The following is a 21,989-nucleotide window of genomic DNA, read 5'->3' as shown; positions in this document are numbered from 1 at the left end:
ACCGAATATGACAAAAAAAAATCCCCCTCTTTGCTACAATTTCTTTATAAGCAAATGAGGGGGAGATTTTTTATGGAGAAAACTGTAGCAAGTGTAAAAAATAAAAACTTAGATTTAAAAAATATAAAGATAAAAAGATATGTTGATGCAAATACAATTTTATTTTCAGTAATGGGATTTTTATTAAGCAGATCTATCTTGGTAGGATCAATAGCTCCATTAGGAGTGGCGTTTTTCTTATATATATTAAGAATAGAAAGATATAAATTACCTGTATTTATATCTGTGTTAGCAGGTACATTTTTATCAACTAATAGTATGACCTATAATCTTAAATATACAGTATGTATATTTATACTTATGATTATTAGTAAAAAGCTAAAAGGTATAACCTCTATATTAAAGTTAGCACTTATAGGTAGTGCAATAATTATACCTATATCTATAGGACAAGCATTTCTATCTGACACTTATATGTATGATATATTCTTAGCTTTTATTGAAAGTATAATTACTTTTGTAGCTACTTATATATTTTCATTTGGAATAGGATTATTAACTAATGCAAATAATAGGATATCTGTTAGAGCTGAAGAAGCCATATCTATAAGTTTAATAATGACTTTTAGCATAATTGGAATAGGCGATATATCATTATTAGGTGTTTCTCTTAGAACAGTTTTGGCAACTGTACTAATTTTAGTATCTGCAATTTTAGGTGGCTCCCCTATGGGATCAGCTTCTGGAGTAATAGTTGGAATAGCATTTATAATAAATAATGTAGGATCTATTATATATATGGGAATATATTCTTTTGCAGGTCTTGTTGGTGGAGCTTTTAGTAAATTAAATAAATATTTCTGTATATTAGGATATATATTAAGTTGGATAATAATTTATGCATATACTTCTGGAATTACTTCGAATTTAACGCAAATTAGAGATATGTTAATAGCTTGTTTAATTGTAGTTATATTACCAGAGAAATTTTTCGCAAGGTTTGAGAAGTTTGTAAAAACAAATATAACTTCAAATGAAGTAATATACGATTATATAATGAGAAGTAAAAATTTAACTAATAATAGACTTATAAATATGTATAAGGCATATGATGAACTTGCTTATACATTTGATAAGATAAGAGAAAAAGAAAAGGTAATAGACCAAAGAGATATTGCAACTGTTGTTGATATGATACATAACGATGAATGCAGAAACTGTGGAATGAAAAGACGTTGTTGGGAAATGAAATTTAATCATACCTACAGCTTAATGTATGAAATTTTAGAAAAGCTAGAGGAAAATGGAGAGATAACTATAGATGATGCATCAGATGAGTTTATTAAAGAATGTATAAAACCAGAAGCGATAATAAAAGTGTCAAATTACTATTATAAAATGTTTGCAATAGATTATAATTGGAATCTAAAGTTTTCAGAAAGTAGAAAACTAATATCTAATCAAATTAGAAGTATATCTAAATCTATCGAATCACTATCAAATGATTTAGAAAGTAGCATAATTTTAGATATAGAAAAAGAAAAAAGCATACAGGATCATTTAGAAAGAAATAGCATACAGGTTGACAGAGTTAGTTATATAAGTAAAGGTGAAGATGATTTTGAAATAACTATAGAGAAGAAAACTTGTAGCAGTGGTTGTGTTTGTGAAAATAAGCTAATAGAAGTAGTTTCAGATTTTGTTGAAGAAAGTTTATCAGCACAAAAGATAGGGTGTCATTCATTAGGTGAAAGGTGTAAAATAGTTCTAACTAAATCACAAAAATATAAAGCTGTAACAGAGGTATCTTCTATGTCTAAAGATGGACATATATTGTGCGGGGATAACTATACATACATGGATATAAATGATGGAAAATATATGATAGCAATAAGTGATGGTATGGGGAAAGGGAAAAAGGCATATGAAGAATCTGCAATTACTATTGATATATTAGAAAAAATGATAGATGCAAAAATTGAAGATGAAATAATTATAAATACTATAAATAATGTGTTATTATTAAAATCTTCAGATGAGATGTTTTCAACTCTAGATTTAGGCATAATGGATTTAAAGAAAGGATCTTTAGAAACTATAAAGATGGGAGCGTGTTCTACTTATATAAAAAGAGAAAATGAAGATATAGATTTAGTATCATCATCATCTCTTCCAGTAGGAATATTATCAGATATAAAATTAGATAGAAAATCTGTAAAGGTGAAAGATGGAGATTATATAATAATGGTTTCTGATGGAATACTTGATGCAGGTAAAAATAAGAACTTAGGTGATAACTGGTTAATTTACTTTATACAAAAGATAGATACTACAAATCCTAAGGAAATAGCAAACTTAATATTAGATAGAGCTATAGATATACAAGATGGAAATGTTGAAGATGATATGACTGTTTTAGTTACTAAAGTATGTTCAAGCTAATGATAAATGATATATCAACATGGTATGGACAAAATGTTAATGAATTGTGGATAAAATAAGTAATACCTAAAGATGTTGAAATTTCAAAGTTCGACAAAATGTTACAAATGAACTTTTGTTTAGATATCTAAATAAATAGATTAATTACTAGAACTTATTAACAAAAATAGGTTGATAAGTTGTAAAAATTGTTGATAACTACAAAAATGTTAATAAACTGTTAGAAAGTAAAAAAAATGAGAAAATTAACATAATTATATATACTGGAAAAACTTATTTTTTGTCATAAAGTAACCTGTGAATATGTGTATAAATATGTGGATAAGTATTTAAGTTATAAAAAATTTCTAATGGTAATAGTTGAATAATATGGACTCAAAAAGCCATCCTAATAGATAAGTAGATTTTATTGAAAGGATGGCTTTTTATGGGTAAAAAACTGTGTAAAGTAATAATACCTTTATGTATATCTATTTTTTGTACTATACCAATGAGCACAAAAACTGATGCACAATGTATTAGCAAGATTAATTATATTACTCATTTTATGAATAATAACGAAGAAAAAGATGAACAAGAGAGTAAAAAAGAGCAACAAAAACCAAGCATTGATTACACTAAAGCTTGTTGGAACTTACAATCATTATATAAAAGTGATGATGAGTGGAAAAAAGAGCTTAAATCATTTAGTAAAGATACTAAAGAGCTTAAAAACTATATAGGAAAAGTTACAAAATCAAAAACTCACCTATCTTTTGCCTTAGGTATTAAAGAAAAGCTTGATGTAAGAGTGAATAAACTATCTGCGTATGTTAAATTAAAACAAGATATAAATAAAAATTCTTATAAGTATTTAGACCTAAATGATAGCATGGGCAAAGCTTATAAAGAGTATATGGGAATATGTTCAGATTTAGAGTTAGAGATATTAAAACTATCAGATAAAGAATATGAAAAAATAATATCAGATAGGAAAATAAGTAAAAATTATGGCATGTATCTAGGGGATATTAGAAGATGTAAAAAACATTACTTAGATGAAAAAAGCGAAGATATACTTGCGAATACTTCATCAATGTCTTCTCTTCCAGGTCGTCTTTATGATTTATTTAAGAATATGGATAAAAAGACAAATTTAACTCCTGCTGAGTATGCTTCAGCTATGGGAAGTACCGACAGAGAGGATAGAAAAAAAGCGTATCAAAGTGAATTCTTAGCGTACGATGACAATATAAATGTTTTATCAGGCTTATTAATAGGTCAAGTAAAGAAGAATGTATTCTATTCAAGTGAAAGAGGATATGATTCATCTTTAGATATGTATTTAAAATCAGATGATATAGACACCAAAGTATACGATAAATTAATAGATACAGTAAGTAAAAATACAGGTAGTCTTCATAAATACGTTAGTCTTAGAAAAAAAGTTTTGAATTTAGATAAGGTATACTATTATGATATGTTTGTTCCCATGTTAGAGCCGATAGATAAAAATATTACTTACGATAAAGGCCAAGGTATAGTATATTCCGCTTTAGCTCCACTTGGAGAAGAATATGGAGATATACTTTATAAAGCGTTTAACGAAAGATGGGTGGATGTATACTCTAATGAGAATAAGGTAAGTGGTGCATACTGTTTATCGGTTTATGGAAATCACCCTTATGTATTATTAAATTATAACAATAGTTTAGGCTCAGTATCTACGCTAGCTCATGAATTAGGTCACGCGGCATATGAATATATAAGTTCTAAAAATCAAAGTTACTTTAACTCAGATCCATCAATATTTACTCACGAGGTGGCATCTACAACTAATGAGGCATTGTTATACGAAACTCTTATAAAGAATGCTAGTAATGATAAAGAAAAAGCTTACTATATAACTCAATATTTAGATTTAATAAAAGATACTTTATACATCCAAACTATGTATGCTGAGTTTGAAAAAAGTATACATGATATGGTTGAAAAAGGAGAAAGTGTAAATGCCCTAGTATTAGATGATACTTGGGGGGCACTTTTACAAAAATATTATGGAAAAGATTATGAGTTAGATCAATTATCAAAAGTAGGTTGGTCAAGAATACCACATTTTTATAATAGTTTCTATGTTTATAAATATGCTACAGGATGTAGTGCAGGAGTTAGTTTTGCTCAAGATATATTAACTAATGGTCCAGAGAATTATATGAATTTTCTTAAACGAGGCGGGTCAGATTATCCTATAAATTTATTAAAGAATTCAGGTATTAATTTAACTAGTACTAAACCAATAGAAGATACAATTAAAAAATTTGATAGTCTAGTTAAAGAACTTGAAAAACTAGTATCAAAATAATTTACATGACAAGTTTAATATATTAATGTTAAAATATATATCAAAAGTCCTATTTATAGGGCTTTTTATATATACAAGATAGGAGAATTAATTTATTTAGTGGAGGTAATAATTTTATGCAAAGAAAGGTTAAGAAGGCTGTAATACCAGCTGCGGGTTTGGGTACTAGATTTTTACCAGCAACAAAAGCACAACCAAAAGAAATGTTACCAATAGTTGATAAACCGACATTACAATATATAATAGAAGAAGCAGTTGCATCTGGAATAGAAGAAATACTTATAATAACTGGTAGAAATAAAAAATCAATAGAAGATCATTTTGATAAATCTGTTGAATTAGAGTTAGAGCTAGAGCAAAAAGGAAAAAAGAGTTATTAGATATAGTTCAAAGTATATCTAATATGATAAATATACATTATATAAGACAAAAAGAACCTAAGGGTCTAGGAGATGCAATATACTGCGCAAGACACTTTATAGGAGATGAACCATTTGCTATAATGCTTGGAGATGATATTGTAGATAATGAAGTTCCTTGCCTAAAGCAACTTATAGATGCTTATGAAGAATATAGAACTACTATATTAGGTGTTCAAAAAGTTGACGCAAAGGATACGGACAAGTATGGTATAATAGCGGCAAAACATATAGAAGATAAAGTTTATAAGGTTAAAGATTTAGTAGAAAAACCAGAGCCAGGAAAGGCTCCATCTAACATAGCTATACTAGGTAGATATATAATAACTCCTGAGATATTTGATATATTAGAAGATCTACCAGCAGGAAAGGGTGGAGAGGTTCAACTTACAGACGCTTTAAAGGAGCTATCTAGAAAAGAAGCTATGTATGCTTATAATTTTGATGGTAGAAGATATGATGTAGGAGATAAGTTAGGATTTTTAGAGGCTACTGTAGATTTTGCTCTTAAAAGACCAGAGCTTAGAGATGGATTTATAGAATATTTAAGACAAATTGGCGATAAATTTGATAATCAAAAAATAAATAATACTGGGGGGAAGATAAATGGCAAATGTGAAACAAAAAAAGAAAAATAAAGCTATAGCTATATTTATAGTAGCAATTCTTGTAGTATCAAGTATGACAGCACTTTTAAGTGTACTTACATCAATGATGTAGTAAAAGCTGGTCTTTATTTTAAAGACTAGCTTTTTTTATATATAAAGTAATTTTCTTAAACAAAGTAATTTTTTATTTGCTATATAAATTAGAATTTATTAGCAATACTATATTGAAAATACGAACTAATATATCACACTAATTACTTAAAGTACACATATATGTTTACTAATTAACGAATATAATATATAATTTTCCTTAATAAGACTAACTAAGGAGATGAATATATTATTATGGATAGAAATTTAGCATTAGAACTTGTTAGGGTAACGGAAGCTGCAGCATTAGTATCATCGCAATTTATGGGAAAGGGCGATAAAAATGGTGCGGATGGAGCAGCAGTAGAAGCAATGAGAAAAGCTTTTGAATCGGTAAAGATTACAGGAGAAGTTGTTATAGGAGAAGGGGAATTAGATGAAGCTCCTATGTTATATATAGGTGAAAAAGTAGGTATGCAAAATGAAGATAGCATGGAAGTTGATATAGCAGTAGATCCTTTAGATGGAACTACTTTAATAGCTAAAGGTCTTCCAAATGCTATATCAGTAATAGCTATGGGATCTAAGGGAAGTTTATTAAATGCACCAGATACATATATGAAAAAAATTGTAGTAGGTCCAAATGCTAAGGGAGCAATAGACTTAACTAAAAGTCCAGAAGAAAATATTATATCTGTAGCAAAAGCTTTAGGTAAAAAAACAACACAAATGACTATAACAGTTCAAGATAGAGAAAGACATAATGATATAGTTGAAGCTGCTAGAAAATTAGGATCTAGAATTCAAATGTTTGGGGACGGAGATGTGGCAACAGGAATAGCTACTTGCTTCGAAGAAACAGGTATAGACATGATGATGGGCATTGGTGGAGGTCCAGAGGGAGTAATATTAGCTGCAGCTATAAAATGTATGGGTGGAGATATGCAAGGTCAGATATATCCATTAAGCGAGCAAGAAAGAGTAAGATGTCATGAAATGGGTTACTCTGATGAAGATCTTGAAAAAGTTTTAGATATAGATGATTTAGCTAAAGGAGATAATTTATTCTTTGCTGCAACAGGAATTACAGAGGGGGACTTACTAGAAGGCGTAAAACATGTAGGTGGTAATAAAGCTAAGACTCAGTCTGTAGTAATGAGGGCTAAAACAGGTACAATAAGATTTGTTGATGCAATCCATAATTTAGATAAAAATGATATATTAGTTGAATTAATGAAAAAATATAATATGGAATAAATATAAAATTTATAAAATACTAATTAAAATAGACAACATGATTAATATGTTGTCTATTTTATATGCTATATGGTCATAAAATTTTTATATAAATTAAGTTTAAAATTAAGAAAAGTGTTCAATATATATAAGTAGATGAAAATTAACTTTACTGTTACAATTAGTTTTGATTTTTATTGGTTGACCTTAGTATATGAGTGATGATATTATTAGAATTAATTGTTAAGTAAAACTTTTCTTTTTCACACCTTTAATTTCCAAAAATAATATATGAAAATTATATAATTATATAAATGAAAAATAGATGAGGAGGATTTTTTTGAGTTTAGAGAATATAACATTAGATGAATTAGGTAGTAAGACATTGCCTCAATTGAAAGATATAGCTAAGGAATTAGGTATAAAATCAATTAGTAAGTACAAGAAAAATGAATTAATTGAACTAATAGCTGAAAATAACAAAAATACTGTTAAAGAAGAAGTAAAAATAGCTAAAGAAGAGAATGAAAAGACAAATGATATTTCGATACAGGCATCGCAAGAAAATAATAAACAATCAGATAATAGACAAGCTCAAAATAAGACTTATGTAAAGTCTTATGAGAGAAAAGAATCGGACAATAAATACTCTAGAAATACAGAAAATAGATACCAAAGAAATGATAATAGACAATCAAATAACGAAAATAGAAATCAAGGCATAGATAATAATAACCAAAGAAATAATAATAAAAATTATTATACTCCAAAAGTTGTAGATGAATCTAAGATAGTAGATGAATTTAATACTTCTAAGGATGATGAAGTAATGGGAGTACTTGAAATATTACCAGACGGATTTGGATTCTTAAGAGGGTCAAACTATTTATCTACAGAAAATGATGTATATGTATCACCATCTCAAATTAGAAGATTTAATATGAAAACTGGTGATAAAGTAAAGGGTATAACTAGACACCCTAAAACAGGTGAAAAATTTAGAGCTCTTTTATATGTTCAAAAAATAAATGATGAAAATCCAGATACAGCTATAAAGAGAAGAGCATTTGAGTTATTAACTCCTATATACCCAGAGGAAAGATTAACATTAGAAAGAAGTCAAAATGATATAGCAACAAGATTAATAGACTTAATATCTCCAATAGGTAAAGGTCAAAGAGGTCTGATAGTAGCTCCACCTAAAGCTGGTAAAACTAGTCTTCTTAAGAATGTAGCAAATAGTATAGCTAAAAATCATCCTGATGTTGAATTAATAGTACTTTTAATAGATGAAAGACCAGAAGAGGTTACTGATATGAGAGAATCTATAAATGGAGATGTAATTTATTCTACATTTGATCAAGTATCAAGTCATCATGTTAAAGTTGCGGAAATGGTTTTAAATAGAGCTCAAAGATTAGTAGAACATGGAAAAGATGTAGTAATATTATTAGATAGTATTACAAGACTTGCAAGAGCTTACAATTTAACTATATCTCCAACTGGTAGAACTTTATCAGGAGGTTTAGATCCAGGAGCACTTCATGGACCTAAAAAGTTCTTCGGAGCTGCTAGAAATATAAGAGGTGGAGGTTCACTTACGATACTTGCCACTGGATTGGTAGAGACAGGATCTAGAATGGATGATGTAATATTTGAAGAATTCAAAGGTACTGGTAACATGGAATTAAATCTAGATAGGAAATTAGCTGAAAAGAGAATATTCCCAGCTGTAGATATTTACAAGTCTGGAACAAGAAGAGAAGACCTATTACTTACTGAAGAGGAAAAATCTGCATTATGGAGATTAAGAAGGGAAATGAGTAACAATTCTGTACTAGAAGTTACTGATAAAGTTATCGAACTTCTTAAGAGAACTAGAAATAATGATGAGTTTATAAAATCAATAAAAGCACTTTAATAGGAATGCAAAAACTCCTTGAACCAAGAAAAAACTTATGCTATAATGGTGTAGTTGATAATGCAAAACGAAAAATTAATATATTTAATTTATAAAAATAAGAGAAGAGGTGACTAAGAATGCAAAAAGATATACAACCAAAATACCAAGCTGTAGAAGTACGTTGTGCTTGTGGAAACACATTCCAAGCTGGTTCTGTTAAGGACGAGATAAAAATAGAAATATGTTCTGAGTGCCATCCTTTCTATACTGGAAAGCAAAAGAATATAGAAGCAGGTGGAAGAATAGACAAGTTCAAGAAGAGATTCAAAATGGACTAGTTTTCAAAAAAGTGGAGTTGGGAAGCCAACTCCTATTTTATTGAAGGAATTTAAAATTATCTGATTTTTAGATGAATTTAAATTGCAACTGCTAAGCTTGAGCAACGGACCTGGTTTATATGTCGTTGGCGAAATGAGCGAAGTGAATTTTTTATTGAGATAATGACGATGTAACTTTAATCTTTTTGATTAAATTAAAATATATATTATTAAAATTCAAGCTAATGAAGAAAAGAATTATTAAAGAATGGGGGTACTAAGTATGTATAGACCAGTCAATCATGGATATATAGAAGTTGTAATTGGACCTATGTACAGTGGTAAAAGTGAGGAACTTATAAGAAGAATAAAAAGAGCTAAAATAGCAAAGCAAAATATCGTTGTATTTAAACCTAAAATAGATGATAGATATAGTAAAGAAGATGTAGTTTCTCATAGTGGAGACAGTGTAAATGCAATACCTATTAGTAGTCCAAGAGAAATATATGACTTTATAGATAACAAAACTCAAGTTGTTGGTATAGATGAAGTTCAATTCTTTGATGAAAAAATCGTTGACATAGCAGTAGATTTAGCTGATAAGGGAATAAGAGTGATAGCTGCGGGATTAGATATGGATTTTAAAGGAGAACCTTTTGGACCAACACCTAAACTTTTAGCTGTTTCAGAATTTATTGATAAAATACAAGCTATATGTTCTGTATGTGGTCAACCTGCAACAAGATCGCAAAGATTAATTAATGGAGAGCCAGCAAAATATGATGATCCTATAATACAAGTAGGAGCTGTAGAAAGCTATGAAGCTAGATGTAGAAAATGTCATATAGTATATAATGATGAAAAATAGATTTATTGCAATATATATGTCCCTTTAAAGTTTTACTTTAAAGGGTATTTTTGTATTATAATAAAACATAAGTAGCTTAAGTATAAATTTAAGAGGTGAGTATATGAAGAAACAAGCTGTCGGGGGGCAAGCTCTAATAGAAGGTGTTATGATGCAGTCAAAATATAAAAGGGCTGTGGCTGTTAGAAAAAGTGATGGAGAGATTATAATAAAGAAAAATAAAATAAAAAGCTGGATAAGTGAGAAGAATATAGATAAAATTCCTTTTATAAGAGGGTCGTTTGTATTAATTGAAACTATGATTGAAGGAATAAAGAGTTTAAATTTTTCTTCAGAGTTCTTTTTAGAAGAGGAGGAGGAAGATTTCTTTGATAAGCTTATAAAGAAAGTATTTAAAGATAAAGCAAATGATGTAATACTATTATTTTCGTTAGTATTATCATTAATATTATCAATAGGTTTATTTATACTACTTCCAACTATGGTTGGAGGGATATTTTCTAAATTTGCAAGCAACGATTTATTACTTAATTTAATAGAAGGTTTAATTAGAATAAGTATACTATTTGGGTACATAATATTAATTTCAAAAAATAAAGATATTGAAAGAGTATTTCAATATCATGGAGCAGAGCATAAATCTATATATTGCTATGAAAATAATTTAGACCTTACGGTTGAAAATGCAAGGAAATTTGGAAGACTACATCCAAGATGTGGAACTAACTTTTTATTTATAGTTATGTTTATATCTATAATACTGTTTTCTTTCTTTGGCTGGCCAAATCCTATAATGAGAGTAGCTATGAGGATAATATGTATACCGGTGGTTGCTGGAATATCTTATGAAATAATAAGATTTCTTGGGAAATATAATAATAAATTTACTAAGATTGTCGCATATCCAGGTATGATGTTGCAAAACTTTACAACAAAAGAACCGGATGATGAACAATTAGAAGTAGCAATAGCTGCATTAAAAGCTGTAATAGATGAAAAATAGAGGAGCAGATATGACAATAAGAGATATAATTATTAAATACTCAGAAGATCTAACTCAAATGAGTGATACTCCAAGGTTAGATGTAGAATTATTACTACAAAAATCTCTTGGAGATGTGGATAGAATATATATACATATGAATTTAAATAAAGAGTTAACGAAAGAGCAAGAAGAAATATTTTTAAAATTAATAAATGATAGATTAAATGGAAGACCGGTAGCTTATATAGTTGAAAATAGAGAATTTATGGGACTTGATTTTTATGTAAAAGAGGGTGTATTAATTCCTAGACCGGATACAGAACCATTAGTAGAAGAATTAATAGAACTTTGCAAAGATAAAAATAACATCAATATATTAGATATAGGTACTGGGTCAGGTGCTATAACTATAAGTTTAGCTAAATATTTAGAAAATGCTAGCTTGACTTCATTTGATATATCAGATATTCCTTTAGAAGTAGGAAAGAAAAATGCTATAAGTAATAATGTAGAACATAAAATAAATTTTGTGAAATCAGATTTATTTAGCGCTATAGAAGATGAAGATGTTGAATTTGATGTTATAGTTTCTAATCCTCCTTACATAAGAAGAGAGGATATGAAGACTTTACATACTCAAGTTAAAGATTATGAACCATATAATGCTTTAGAAGGTGGAGTTGATGGTCTTGATTTTTACAGGGATATAACAAAAGGATCTCATGAGTTTTTAAAACAAAATGGAATACTAGCTTATGAGGTTGGACATGATCAAGCTGAAGATGTTTGTGAGATTATGAAGAATAATGGATATACTAAAATATACACAAAGAAGGATATACAAGGTATTGATAGAGTTGTTATAGGCTTTAAACTATGATATAATGAACAATTGATATGTTACAATTAACGAGGTGAAAGTATGCTAAAAAAACTAGAGGTACTAGAAGATAAATATAAAGAGTTAAATGAAAAGATAAGTGATCCAGAAATAATAAACGATCAAAAGACTTGGCAAAAACTAATGAAAGAACATTCTGATTTAGAGCCAATTGTAATGAAGTACAAAGAGTATAGGGATGTATTAAATGCTATAAAAGAATCAAAAGAAATATTACAAGAAGAATCAGATGAAGAATTAAGAGAATTAGCTAAAATGGAATTATCTGAAATGGAAGATCAAGTAGAACCATTAGAAGCTGAACTTAAAATACTGTTATTACCTAAGGACCCTAACGATGAAAAGAACGTTATAGTTGAGGTTAGAGGTGGAGCTGGTGGAGATGAAGCTGCTCTATTTGCAGGAGACTTATTTAGAATGTATTCTAGATATGCTGAAAGAAGAAGATGGAAGATAGAATTACTAAGTGCAAGTGATACAGGTGTTGGCGGATATAAAGAAGTATCTTTCTTAATAAAAGGTAAAGGAGCTTATTCAAGACTTAAGTATGAATCAGGAGTTCATAGAGTTCAAAGAATACCTTCAACTGAATCAGGGGGAAGAATACATACGTCAACTGCAACAGTAGCGGTGCTTCCAGAAGTTGAAGTAGTAGAAGTAAATATAAATCCAAATGATTTAAGAATAGATGTTTTCCGTTCTTCAGGAAATGGTGGACAAAGTGTTAATACTACTGACTCTGCAGTAAGGGTAACACACATACCTACAGGAGAAGTTGTATCTTGCCAAGACGGTAAGTCACAATTGAAAAATAAAGAACAAGCCCTTAAGATACTAGTAGCTAGACTTAATGACAAAGCTATAGCTGAACAAAATAAAGGTATAGCTGCAGAGAGAAAAAGTCAAGTTGGTACAGGAGATAGATCTGAAAGAATAAGAACTTATAACTTCCCTCAAGGAAGAGTAAGTGACCATAGAATAAACTTAACATTATACAAGCTAGATTCATTCCTAGATGGAGATATCGATGAAATGATAGATGCTTTAATAACTGTTGATCAAACAGAAAAGATGTTAGCAATATAAATCCCTATTAATTTAGGGATTTTTCTATAGTGATTTAAGGATTAAACCCAAACTTAGTTATATACAATTGACATAAGCCAAGTGAATTTTTAAGTTATCTTATACCTTTAGCAAGTATATAATGTTTATATATGCTTATAAGGAGGGGAAATATGATACTTAAAATAACGATAATAGGACTTTTAGCAGGAGTCATAGGAACTGGATTTGGAGGAATTATATCCGTCATTTTCAAGAGAAACGTTGACAAGTATTTAGATTTTTTTATGGGCCTATCTGGGGGAATAATGTTAGCAGTAGTTACATTTGATTTAATGAGTGAATCTATGGATCAAATGGGAGTACTTTATACTGTAATATTTACCTTTGTTGGAGTACTTTTGACTATGTACATAAAAACTAGGTTAGATGTATCAAAAGATATGAAGTCAGGATATCTTATATTTATAAGTATACTACTTCATAACTTACCAGAAGGGTTAGCTATAGGGTCTTCATTTATGTCTGCAGAATCTTTAGGTATGACTTTAGCTATAATTATAGGACTTCATAATATACCTGAAGGGCTGGCGATGGCTTTGGGATTAGTAGGATCAAAAATGAAGATTTCAAAAATAATATTATTTACAGTAATAGCAGGGATACCTATGGGTATAGGAAGTTTTTTAGGTGCATACTTTGGAGGTATTTTTAGTTCTCTAATAGGTGTATTTCTTGCTACTGCAGCAGGTACAATGATGTATGTTGTATTAGAAGAGATATTTCCTAAATCAAGAAGTCTATATTGTATAATAGGTTTTTTAGTAGGAACAGTTATTGTAAATTGCATCTAAAACTAAAAATGAAGGTGGGTACACGAAAGATGAAAACTATAATAAGCAAAATTGATATGAATAATATAGATTTAGAAGAATTGAAAAAGCAAGCTAAGTTATTAAGAGAAGGAAAAACAGTTATATTTCCAACAGAAACAGTGTATGGATTAGGTGCAAATGCATTAGATGAAAGTGCAGTTAAAAAGATATATGAAGCGAAAGGTAGACCTAGCGATAATCCACTTATAGTACATATATATGATAAGAGTGAAGTTTATGATTTAGCCAAAGATGTAAGCGAAAAAGCTGAAGTTATAATGGATAAGTTTTGGCCAGGACCTATAACAATAATTTTAAATAAAAAAGATATAGTTCCTAAAACTACAAGTGGTGGATTAGATACAGTAGCTATTAGAATGCCATCTCATAAAATAGCTAGAGAAATAATAAAAGAAGCGGGTGTACCTATAGCTGCACCTTCTGCAAATATATCAGGTAGACCATCTCCAACCAAAGCAAATCATGTTTATGAAGAGATGAATGGTAGGGTTAGTGGAATAGTACTAGGTGGAGATAGTAATTTTGGATTAGAGTCGACAGTATTAGATTTAACGGTGGATATACCAATGATTTTAAGACCGGGTAGTATAACAAAAGAAGATTTGGAAAAAGTAATTAATGAAGTTACTATAGACCCATCATTATCTAAGAAAGAAGATAATAAAAAGGCTAAGGCGCCTGGAATGAAATACACACATTATGCACCAAATGCAGACGTATATATCGTATCTGGTGATGAAGATAAGGTAATAGATAGAATCAATAACATGACAGAAGATAATTCTAAAAATAATATAAAAACAGGAGTAATGTGTATAAGCAAGAATAAAAAACAATATATTGGAGAAGTTATAGCGTTAGGTGATTCACTAGAAGAAGTAGGAAGTAACTTATTTGATGTATTGAGGGAAATGGATAAAAGAAATGTAGATATAATATATTCAGAAGCATTTCCAACTGAAGGAGTTGGACAAGCTATTATGAATAGACTGTTAAAATCAGCAGGATATAAAGTTATAGAAGTATAAAATAAAACATTTTCACAAATTTAGATTATACTATTCCTAAAGTTGTAAAAATAGTGTATAATATTGATAATTTGAGTATTTATATGATATACGAAAAATTTACTAAAATATAATTCGGAGGAAATATACATATGATCATAGGCTTAGGAAGTGACCACGGAGGATATAATTTAAAAACAGAAATAGTAAAATATTTAGAGGAAAAAGGAATTAAATGTGTAGATTTTGGACCAAATAATTCTTTAGAATCAGTTGATTATCCTATATATGGAGAAACAGTTGCTAATGCGGTTAAAAACGGCGAAGTAGATTATGGAATAGTATGTTGTGGAACAGGTATAGGTATATCTTTAGCCGCTAATAAGATTCCAGGAATAAGATGCGCAGTTGTATCAGATGTATTTTCTGCAAAGATGTCAAAAGCTCACAACAATGCCAATATGCTATCTCTAGGTGAAAGAGTTTTAGGTAGAGGTTTAGCTTTAGAAATAGTTGAAGCTTGGATAAATACAGGATTTGAAGGCGATAGACACTCAAGAAGAGTTGATATGATAAAAGCAATAGAAGAGAAGTACAGTAAGTAGGAGGAAAAGAATATGAATAAAGTAATAGTAACAGACCATCCATTAATACAACATAAGTTAACATTTATGAGAGACAAAAACACTGGGTCTAAAGATTTCAGAGAACTTTTAACAGAAATAACAATGTTAATGGGGTATGAAATAACAAGAGATTTACAATTAGAAGATGTAGAAATAGAAACTCCTGTAGTGAAGGCAACTTCTAAAGTTATATCTGGGAAAAAGTTAGGGATAGTACCTATATTAAGAGCCGGACTTGGAATGGTAGATGGGTTAGTTAGTTTAATACCAGCTGCTAAAGTTGGACATGTAGGATTATATAGAGATCCAGAAACTTTACAACCAGTAGAATACTACTGTAAACTTCCACAAGATATAGAAGAAAGAGAAATGATAGTAGTAGATCCAATGCTTGCAACAGGTGGTTCAGCTGTAGCAGCTATAGATGTGCTTAAGAAGAGAGGAGCTAATTCTATAAGATTAGTAAATTTAGTTGCGGCTCCAGAAGGAATAGCTGAGGTTCAAAAATATCATCCAGATGTAGATATATACGTAGCATCTATAGATGAAAAATTAAATGATCACGGATACATAGTACCTGGATTAGGTGATGCAGGAGATAGATTATTTGGAACAAAATAATCAATGAAATATTGGGAATCTATATTAAATATAGATTCCCTTTTGTCATATATTAAAAAATTTTAATGAAATTTCATAAAAAATTATAAAAAAAATGAAAAATAAGATTGTATACAGAATATAAAAAGCAAACTATAATTTTCTAAAAAAGTTAATGTATTTATGGATAATTACGTATATTAGGCGTATAATAAAAATAAAAATATGTCTAAGATTAAAGATAATGTATAAAAATTATAATTTAGTTTATATATAAGCACGAATTTTATAGAACTTTATACGAAAAAGGTCAAAAAATAAAAAATGAAAAAAAATACTCGAAAAAGGTCAATAAAAATCAAATTTAATCAATTTGATAAAAAACATTTGAAAAACACATAAAAAGTGGTAAAATTGTATTAGAGTTTTTTGGGTATCAAATATAATTTACTAAAAAATTAAGCATAAAAATTTAATAAAATAAATAATCTTATGATAGTGAGAGGTACTATTTATGAGTAAACGAAATCCGTATTTGGAAATAGCTACTATGCTTTCTTTACTAACTCAAGTGGGATTAATGATATTAATACCTATATTAGGATGCGCCTTTATAGGTCAATTTATCGATTCCAAATTGAATACAAGTCCAATATTTTTATTGATATTTATAATACTTGGAATTGGTGGAGCATTTATGTCTGTTTATAAGACTTTGGTTACCTATACGAAAAGGAAGTGATATCATGGATATAAAGATGCGAAATGAGATAAAATACATAACAAAAGGAGTTATAGTATTTGATATCATTGTACTAGCAATATTACTAATTACATCAAACTTTACTAAAGCAATGCTGTTAGGAATTGTTTTTGGAGCAATCATAGCAATATTGAACTTTAGATTGTTAGCATTATCTATAGACAAAGCAGTAACTATGACTGCTTCCAAAGCTCAAATACATATGTCAAGTCGATATGTAGTGAGGATGACTATAATAGGTATAGTTCTGTTAGTTTCTGCAAAAGCCCCATATTTGAATATACTAGGGGTGGCAATAGGTCTACTTAGTCCTAAGTTCGTCATATTGTTAAGAAGAATACTAATAGATAAGCTAAAAAGAAAGGAGGCGTAAATATGAGTCAGGCAAAATGGGTTTTATTTTTAGGAAACTTTAAAATAAGTGATACAGTAGTAACAAGTTGGATTATAATTGCTGCTTTAGCTTTAATATCGTTCTTACTAACTAGAAACTTAAAGAAAGTACCTACAAGTAAAGTTCAAATATTTTTAGAGTTTGCTATAGGTGGACTATCTAAATTCATAACTGATACAATGGGTGAAAAGACAGTAAAAAGAATGCCAAATATGATACCTTATCTAGGTAGTTTATTCTTATTCTTTGCATGTTCAAACCTAATAGGTTTATTAGGATTTAGATCTCCTACGACAGACTTAGATACAACAATAGCATGGGCACTGATAACATTCTTTATGATTTACTATGCAGGTGTTAAGTTTAATGGGTTTGGTTACTTTAAAGGTTTACTTGAACCAATTCCACTTTTACTACCACTTAACTTAATAGGAGAGTTAGCAAAGCCTATATCATTAAGTTTCCGTCCATTTGGTAACATATTAGGTGGATCAGTTATAATGAAATTACTATATGATTTCTTAGGATATTTATCAACACTTATCCCAGGATTATCAATACCAATTGGTCAGTTATTAATACCAGTACCACTACATTTATACTTTGATATATTTGCAGGGTTACTACAATCGTTTATATTTATAATGTTAACGATGGTTTTCGTTGGAAATGCAGCAGTAGGAGATTAACGAAAATAATTTAAAAAATTAAAAATTAAAAAATTTAAGGAGGAAATTAATTATGGAAACAGCTATATTAGCAGCAGGTTCAGCAATAGGAGCAGGTCTTGCAGTTATGACAGGTATAGGAGCAGGAATCGGACAAGGATTCGCAGCAGGAAAGGCAGCAGAGGCAGTTGGTAATCAACCAGAAGCAAAAGGAGATATAACTCAAACAATGTTACTTGGAGCTGCAGTTGCAGAATCTTCAGCAATATACGGATTAGTTATAGCAATAATCCTTCTATTCGCTAACCCACTTATGAAGTTTTTAGGTTAAGAATATTAGAATATTTTTATAATTAGGAGATGGCTTTACCATCTCCTAATTATAAATTGTGATTAGTAGAAAGGAGGATAACACATGGAATTAAAGCCACTTATAGGCGTATCATATGAATTATTATTTCAACTTATAAATACTTTTTTAGTATTTATGCTTTTAAAGAAACTTTTATTTAAACCAGTACTAGGTATAATAGAAGCTAGAGAAAAAGATATACAAGAAAACTTAGCTCATGGAGAAAGAACTAAAAATGAAGGTATATCTTTAAAGAAAGAATACGAAGAAAAGATAAGTTCTGCTAAGAATGAAGGGCAAGAAATAATAAAGCAAGCTACTTTAAGAGCAGAGCAAAAAGAATCTGAAATAATATCTACTGCAAAGCAAGAAGCTCAAAGCTTAAGAGAAAAAGCTAGCAAAGATGTAGCTCAAGAAAGACAAAAGGTTATGAACGAAATCAAAAATGATATATCAGACATAGCATTATTAGCAGCATCTAAGGTTATTGAGAAAGACTTAGATAAATCTAAGCATGAAGAGTTAATAAATAACTTTATAAAAGAGGTAGGCGAAGCTAAATGATAAATGTAATCGCAGGAAGATATGCCGAAGCCCTATTTCAAGTAGGAGAAGAGACAAACTCAACTACTAAGTTATATGAAGAACTAAATGCAGTAGTAGATACACTAAAATCGAATCAAGATTTTTATGGTGTTTTAAAATCTCCACTTGTAGGAAAGGGAGAAAAAAAAGAATTATTAGAAAAAGTTTTTGCAGGACAAATAAGCTCTAGCTTAAACAATTTCTTAAAAATAATGGCAGATAAAGATAGAGTATCAGCTATAGAAGCTATACAAAAATCTTTCAAAGAGTTATTAAATGAAAAGAATAATATCATAGAAGGTATTGCAATAACAGCAGTATCTATGAGCCAAGAAGAAATAAAGCAGCTTGAGGCTAAACTTTCAAGCAAATACAATAAAAATGTTACTTTAGAAAATAAAGTTGATGAGTCTATAATAGGAGGAGTTCTAGTTAGACTTGGAAACGAAGAGATAGATGGTACTGTTAAGGCGCGTTTAGCCGATATGAAAAATCAATTATCTCAAGTAATATCTTAGAATGGCGGTGAAACCATGAACTTAAGACCTGAAGAAATAAGTTCTATAATTAAAGAACAAATAAAAAATTATGAGAATAAAGTTGAGTTAACTGATACAGGTAGTGTTTTAAAAGTTGGAGATGGTATAGCTAGTGTTTACGGATTAGAAAATGCTATGGCAGGAGAACTTTTAGAATTCCCAGGTGAAGTTTACGGAATGGCTCTTAACCTAGAAGAAGATATGGTTGGGGCTGTTATGCTTGGTAGTGATCAAGGAATAAAAGAAGGTGACATCGTTAAGAGAACTGGAAACGTAGTCTCAGTTCCAGTTGGTGAAGCCTTAGTAGGAAGAGTTGTAAATGCATTAGGTCAACCAATAGATGGAAAAGGACCTATAAATACAGATAAATTTAGACCAGTTGAGTCTGAAGCTACAGGAATAATAGCTAGAAAATCTGTTCATCAACCACTTGAAACAGGTATAAAAGCGATCGATGCAATGGTTCCAATCGGAAAAGGTCAAAGAGAGCTTGTAATAGGTGATAGACAAACAGGTAAAACATCTATATGTATAGATGCAATACTTAACCAAAAAGGTAAAGATGTTATATGTATATATGTTGCTATAGGACAAAAACGTTCTACAGTAGCTCAATTAGTTAGTACATTAGAAAAGGGTGGAGCAATGGATTACACAATAGTTGTATCTGCTTCTGCATCTGAATCTGCACCTTTACAATTCTTAGCACCATATGCAGGTACTGCAATGGGTGAAGAGTTTATGTTTGAAGGTAAACATGTTCTTATAGTATATGATGATTTAACTAAGCATGCTGTTGCATACAGAGAAATGTCATTATTACTTAAGAGACCACCAGGACGTGAAGCTTATCCTGGGGATGTATTCTACTTACATTCAAGATTATTAGAAAGATCTGCTAAGTTATCTGATGAATTAGGTGGAGGTTCTATAACTTCATTACCTATAATCGAGACTCAAGGTGGAGACGTTTCTGCATATATACCAACTAACGTTATATCTATAACGGATGGACAAATATATCTTGAGCCAGAGTTATTCTACGCAGGTGTAAGACCAGCGGTTAACCCAGGTATATCAGTATCAAGGGTTGGAGGATCTGCTCAAATAAAATCAATGAAAAAAGTTGCTGGACCATTAAAGCTTCTTTACTCTCAATATAAAGAACTTGCAGCATTCGCTCAGTTTGGATCTGACCTAGATGAAGATACAAAGAAGAGACTTGCTCAAGGGGAAAGAATAGTTGAGGTATTAAAGCAAGGTGAGCATCAACCAATAGATGTTCAAAATCAAGTTATGATAATACACGCAGTTACTAATGATTTATTAGCAGATATACCTGTTAATAATATACAAAGATTTGAAAAAGAAATGTATGAATTTATAAATGCAAACTATCCAGAAATAGGAAAGAAAATTCTTGAAAGTGGAGACTTCACTAAAGAATTAACTAACGCTATAAATGAATTTAAGAAAAAATTTGTTATAGAAGCGTAATCCTTTTTAAAAAAGGAGGTAACCAAATTGGCAGGAGCTGGAATGAAGGAAATTAAAACTCGTATTAAGAGCGTTGAGAGTACTAAGCAAATAACTAAGGCCATGGAACTTGTTTCTTCTTCTAAGTTTAGAAAAGCTAAAGAACAAGCTGAAAGTTCAAGACCTTACTTTAATACTTTATACAACACTGTTCAAGATATAGCTAAAAATACGGGTAACAGTAAGAATGTATTTCTTAAAGAAAGAAAAGTTAATAACGCATGTTATATAGTTATAGCTGGAGATAGAGGATTAGCTGGAGGTTACAACTCTAATATTTTAAAAGCAGTACTTGCTCATAATTCAAAAAATACAGCAAAAGTAATATCTATAGGTAAAAGAGCGAAAGACTCTTTATCTAAGAGAGGTTACGAAATAATAGATTCTATATATTCTGTAGAAGATGCTGTATATGAAGATGCAAATAGAGTAGCTCAAAGAGCTATGGAAGCTTATAAAAATGGGGAAGTTGATGAGGTGAACCTTGTTTATACAGAGTTTATATCTGCATTAACTCAAGAACCAAAAGTAGTTAGATTACTACCAGTTACAATAGATAAGAATAAAGAAGAAGTTAAAAAAGATAAATCTGCAGTTGAATACTTACCTTCAGCTGATGCAGTACTTGGTTATATATTACCTAAGTATGTTTCAGGAAGTGTGTATGGAGCTATAGCAGAGTCTTATGCATCTGAACAAGCTGCAAGAAGAACTGCTATGGAATCAGCTACAGATAATGCTAACGAGATGATATCTAAATTAGAATTAGTTTACAATAGAGCTAGACAGGCAGCAGTTACTCAAGAAATATCTGAGATAGTTGCAGGGGCTTCTTCAGCTCAATAATT

Annotated in this window: 21 protein-coding genes and 1 pseudogene; all 22 read left to right on the top strand. The window is 29.8% G+C overall.

The features are described from left to right. Window positions 1-72: 72 nt before the first annotated feature. The 22 genes and pseudogenes from spoIIE to atpG all read left to right on the top strand — a co-directional run bounded on the left by spoIIE (window position 73) and on the right by atpG (window position 21,987). Window positions 73-2,442, top strand: coding sequence for a stage II sporulation protein E (gene spoIIE / locus BN899_RS17230; protein ID WP_042278037.1), 2,370 nt, complete (start codon window positions 73-75; stop codon window positions 2,440-2,442). 427 nt (window positions 2,443-2,869) lie between these two features. After that, complete coding sequence (gene pepF / locus BN899_RS17225) at window positions 2,870-4,783, top strand: oligoendopeptidase F (RefSeq protein ID WP_052356899.1); 1,914 nt, start codon at window positions 2,870-2,872, stop codon at window positions 4,781-4,783. Window positions 4,784-4,899: 116 nt separating this feature from the next. After that, window positions 4,900-5,840: pseudogene (gene galU / locus BN899_RS17220) on the top strand (UTP--glucose-1-phosphate uridylyltransferase GalU). 315 nt (window positions 5,841-6,155) lie between these two features. Beyond that, window positions 6,156-7,157 carry a class II fructose-bisphosphatase gene (glpX, locus tag BN899_RS17215; RefSeq protein ID WP_042278035.1) on the top strand — a complete coding sequence of 334 codons (1,002 nt, stop codon included), beginning with the start codon at window positions 6,156-6,158 and terminating at the stop codon, window positions 7,155-7,157. 304 nt (window positions 7,158-7,461) lie between these two features. Continuing rightward, on the top strand, window positions 7,462-9,057 hold the full coding sequence (gene rho / locus BN899_RS17210; RefSeq protein WP_042278033.1) for a transcription termination factor Rho: 1,596 nt from the start codon (window positions 7,462-7,464) through the stop codon (window positions 9,055-9,057). Between the two features lie 119 nt (window positions 9,058-9,176). Continuing rightward, the gene (rpmE, locus tag BN899_RS17205) at window positions 9,177-9,377 is read left to right on the top strand and encodes a 50S ribosomal protein L31 (RefSeq protein WP_042278031.1); all 201 of its coding nucleotides are present in this window, start codon (window positions 9,177-9,179) and stop codon (window positions 9,375-9,377) included. Between the two features lie 262 nt (window positions 9,378-9,639). After that, entirely contained in the window at window positions 9,640-10,224 is a 585-nt protein-coding gene (locus tag BN899_RS17200; RefSeq protein ID WP_042278029.1) for a thymidine kinase, read from the top strand. Between the two features lie 103 nt (window positions 10,225-10,327). Then, on the top strand, window positions 10,328-11,227 hold the full coding sequence (locus BN899_RS17195; protein ID WP_042278027.1) for a DUF1385 domain-containing protein: 900 nt from the start codon (window positions 10,328-10,330) through the stop codon (window positions 11,225-11,227). Then, entirely contained in the window at window positions 11,217-12,089 is an 873-nt protein-coding gene (gene prmC / locus BN899_RS17190; RefSeq protein WP_242824230.1) for a peptide chain release factor N(5)-glutamine methyltransferase, read from the top strand. The genes BN899_RS17195 and prmC overlap by 11 nt, the downstream gene beginning before the upstream one ends. Before the next feature lie 42 nt (window positions 12,090-12,131). Continuing rightward, window positions 12,132-13,196 carry a peptide chain release factor 1 gene (prfA, locus tag BN899_RS17185; protein ID WP_042278024.1) on the top strand — a complete coding sequence of 355 codons (1,065 nt, stop codon included), beginning with the start codon at window positions 12,132-12,134 and terminating at the stop codon, window positions 13,194-13,196. Window positions 13,197-13,348: 152 nt separating this feature from the next. Further along, window positions 13,349-14,029 carry a ZIP family metal transporter gene (locus BN899_RS17180; protein WP_042278022.1) on the top strand — a complete coding sequence of 227 codons (681 nt, stop codon included), beginning with the start codon at window positions 13,349-13,351 and terminating at the stop codon, window positions 14,027-14,029. A 29-nt stretch (window positions 14,030-14,058) separates the two neighbouring features. Then, complete coding sequence (locus BN899_RS17175) at window positions 14,059-15,099, top strand: L-threonylcarbamoyladenylate synthase (RefSeq protein WP_042278020.1); 1,041 nt, start codon at window positions 14,059-14,061, stop codon at window positions 15,097-15,099. 131 nt (window positions 15,100-15,230) lie between these two features. Next, entirely contained in the window at window positions 15,231-15,683 is a 453-nt protein-coding gene (rpiB, locus tag BN899_RS17170) for a ribose 5-phosphate isomerase B (protein WP_042278018.1), read from the top strand. A gap of 12 nt (window positions 15,684-15,695) precedes the next feature. After that, entirely contained in the window at window positions 15,696-16,325 is a 630-nt protein-coding gene (gene upp / locus BN899_RS17165) for a uracil phosphoribosyltransferase (protein ID WP_042278017.1), read from the top strand. Window positions 16,326-16,818: 493 nt separating this feature from the next. Beyond that, a complete protein-coding gene (locus BN899_RS20880; protein WP_042278015.1) occupies window positions 16,819-17,046 on the top strand; it encodes an AtpZ/AtpI family protein in 228 nt (75 codons plus the stop codon). A gap of 4 nt (window positions 17,047-17,050) precedes the next feature. Further along, window positions 17,051-17,440 carry an ATP synthase subunit I gene (locus tag BN899_RS17155; RefSeq protein ID WP_042278013.1) on the top strand — a complete coding sequence of 130 codons (390 nt, stop codon included), beginning with the start codon at window positions 17,051-17,053 and terminating at the stop codon, window positions 17,438-17,440. 2 nt (window positions 17,441-17,442) lie between these two features. Then, a complete protein-coding gene (atpB, locus tag BN899_RS17150; RefSeq protein WP_042278011.1) occupies window positions 17,443-18,150 on the top strand; it encodes a F0F1 ATP synthase subunit A in 708 nt (235 codons plus the stop codon). 52 nt (window positions 18,151-18,202) lie between these two features. Beyond that, window positions 18,203-18,460 (top strand): ATP synthase F0 subunit C, encoded by a 258-nt coding sequence (gene atpE, locus BN899_RS17145; protein WP_042278009.1) that lies wholly within the window; start codon window positions 18,203-18,205, stop codon window positions 18,458-18,460. Between the two features lie 84 nt (window positions 18,461-18,544). Continuing rightward, window positions 18,545-19,045: a F0F1 ATP synthase subunit B gene (gene atpF, locus BN899_RS17140; protein WP_042278007.1), complete on the top strand. Its 501-nt coding sequence runs from the start codon at window positions 18,545-18,547 to the stop codon at window positions 19,043-19,045. Beyond that, on the top strand, window positions 19,042-19,584 hold the full coding sequence (locus tag BN899_RS17135) for a F0F1 ATP synthase subunit delta (protein ID WP_042278003.1): 543 nt from the start codon (window positions 19,042-19,044) through the stop codon (window positions 19,582-19,584). The genes atpF and BN899_RS17135 overlap by 4 nt, the downstream gene beginning before the upstream one ends. Before the next feature lie 15 nt (window positions 19,585-19,599). After that, window positions 19,600-21,102, top strand: a complete 1,503-nt coding sequence (gene atpA, locus BN899_RS17130) for a F0F1 ATP synthase subunit alpha (RefSeq protein ID WP_042278000.1) — start codon at window positions 19,600-19,602, stop codon at window positions 21,100-21,102. Window positions 21,103-21,129: 27 nt separating this feature from the next. Beyond that, on the top strand, window positions 21,130-21,987 hold the full coding sequence (gene atpG / locus BN899_RS17125; protein ID WP_042277998.1) for an ATP synthase F1 subunit gamma: 858 nt from the start codon (window positions 21,130-21,132) through the stop codon (window positions 21,985-21,987). Window positions 21,988-21,989: the final 2 nt, after the last annotated feature.

Origin of the sequence: Faecalimicrobium dakarense (assembly GCF_000499525.1) — a bacterium.
Lineage (GTDB): Bacteria > Bacillota > Clostridia > Peptostreptococcales > Peptostreptococcaceae > Faecalimicrobium > Faecalimicrobium dakarense.
The sequence above is the reverse complement of the archived record's forward strand: the minus strand, read 5'-3'. Positions and strand labels throughout refer to the sequence as shown.

Coding starts and splice junctions, on each gene's coding strand:
- BN899_RS17195 (WP_042278027.1), top strand. CDS start 10,328: ATGAAGAAACAAGCTGTCGGGGGGCAAGCTCTAATAGAAGGTGTTATG.
- BN899_RS17180 (WP_042278022.1), top strand. CDS start 13,349: ATGATACTTAAAATAACGATAATAGGACTTTTAGCAGGAGTCATAGGA.
- atpB (WP_042278011.1), top strand. CDS start 17,443: ATGAGTCAGGCAAAATGGGTTTTATTTTTAGGAAACTTTAAAATAAGT.
- glpX (WP_042278035.1), top strand. CDS start 6,156: ATGGATAGAAATTTAGCATTAGAACTTGTTAGGGTAACGGAAGCTGCA.
- upp (WP_042278017.1), top strand. CDS start 15,696: ATGAATAAAGTAATAGTAACAGACCATCCATTAATACAACATAAGTTA.
- BN899_RS20880 (WP_042278015.1), top strand. CDS start 16,819: ATGAGTAAACGAAATCCGTATTTGGAAATAGCTACTATGCTTTCTTTA.
- prfA (WP_042278024.1), top strand. CDS start 12,132: ATGCTAAAAAAACTAGAGGTACTAGAAGATAAATATAAAGAGTTAAAT.
- atpE (WP_042278009.1), top strand. CDS start 18,203: ATGGAAACAGCTATATTAGCAGCAGGTTCAGCAATAGGAGCAGGTCTT.
- BN899_RS17135 (WP_042278003.1), top strand. CDS start 19,042: ATGATAAATGTAATCGCAGGAAGATATGCCGAAGCCCTATTTCAAGTA.
- BN899_RS17175 (WP_042278020.1), top strand. CDS start 14,059: ATGAAAACTATAATAAGCAAAATTGATATGAATAATATAGATTTAGAA.
- BN899_RS17155 (WP_042278013.1), top strand. CDS start 17,051: ATGGATATAAAGATGCGAAATGAGATAAAATACATAACAAAAGGAGTT.
- BN899_RS17200 (WP_042278029.1), top strand. CDS start 9,640: ATGTATAGACCAGTCAATCATGGATATATAGAAGTTGTAATTGGACCT.
- spoIIE (WP_042278037.1), top strand. CDS start 73: ATGGAGAAAACTGTAGCAAGTGTAAAAAATAAAAACTTAGATTTAAAA.
- rpmE (WP_042278031.1), top strand. CDS start 9,177: ATGCAAAAAGATATACAACCAAAATACCAAGCTGTAGAAGTACGTTGT.
- rho (WP_042278033.1), top strand. CDS start 7,462: ATGAGGAGGATTTTTTTGAGTTTAGAGAATATAACATTAGATGAATTA.
- pepF (WP_052356899.1), top strand. CDS start 2,870: ATGGGTAAAAAACTGTGTAAAGTAATAATACCTTTATGTATATCTATT.
- atpF (WP_042278007.1), top strand. CDS start 18,545: ATGGAATTAAAGCCACTTATAGGCGTATCATATGAATTATTATTTCAA.
- prmC (WP_242824230.1), top strand. CDS start 11,217: ATGAAAAATAGAGGAGCAGATATGACAATAAGAGATATAATTATTAAA.
- atpA (WP_042278000.1), top strand. CDS start 19,600: ATGAACTTAAGACCTGAAGAAATAAGTTCTATAATTAAAGAACAAATA.
- rpiB (WP_042278018.1), top strand. CDS start 15,231: ATGATCATAGGCTTAGGAAGTGACCACGGAGGATATAATTTAAAAACA.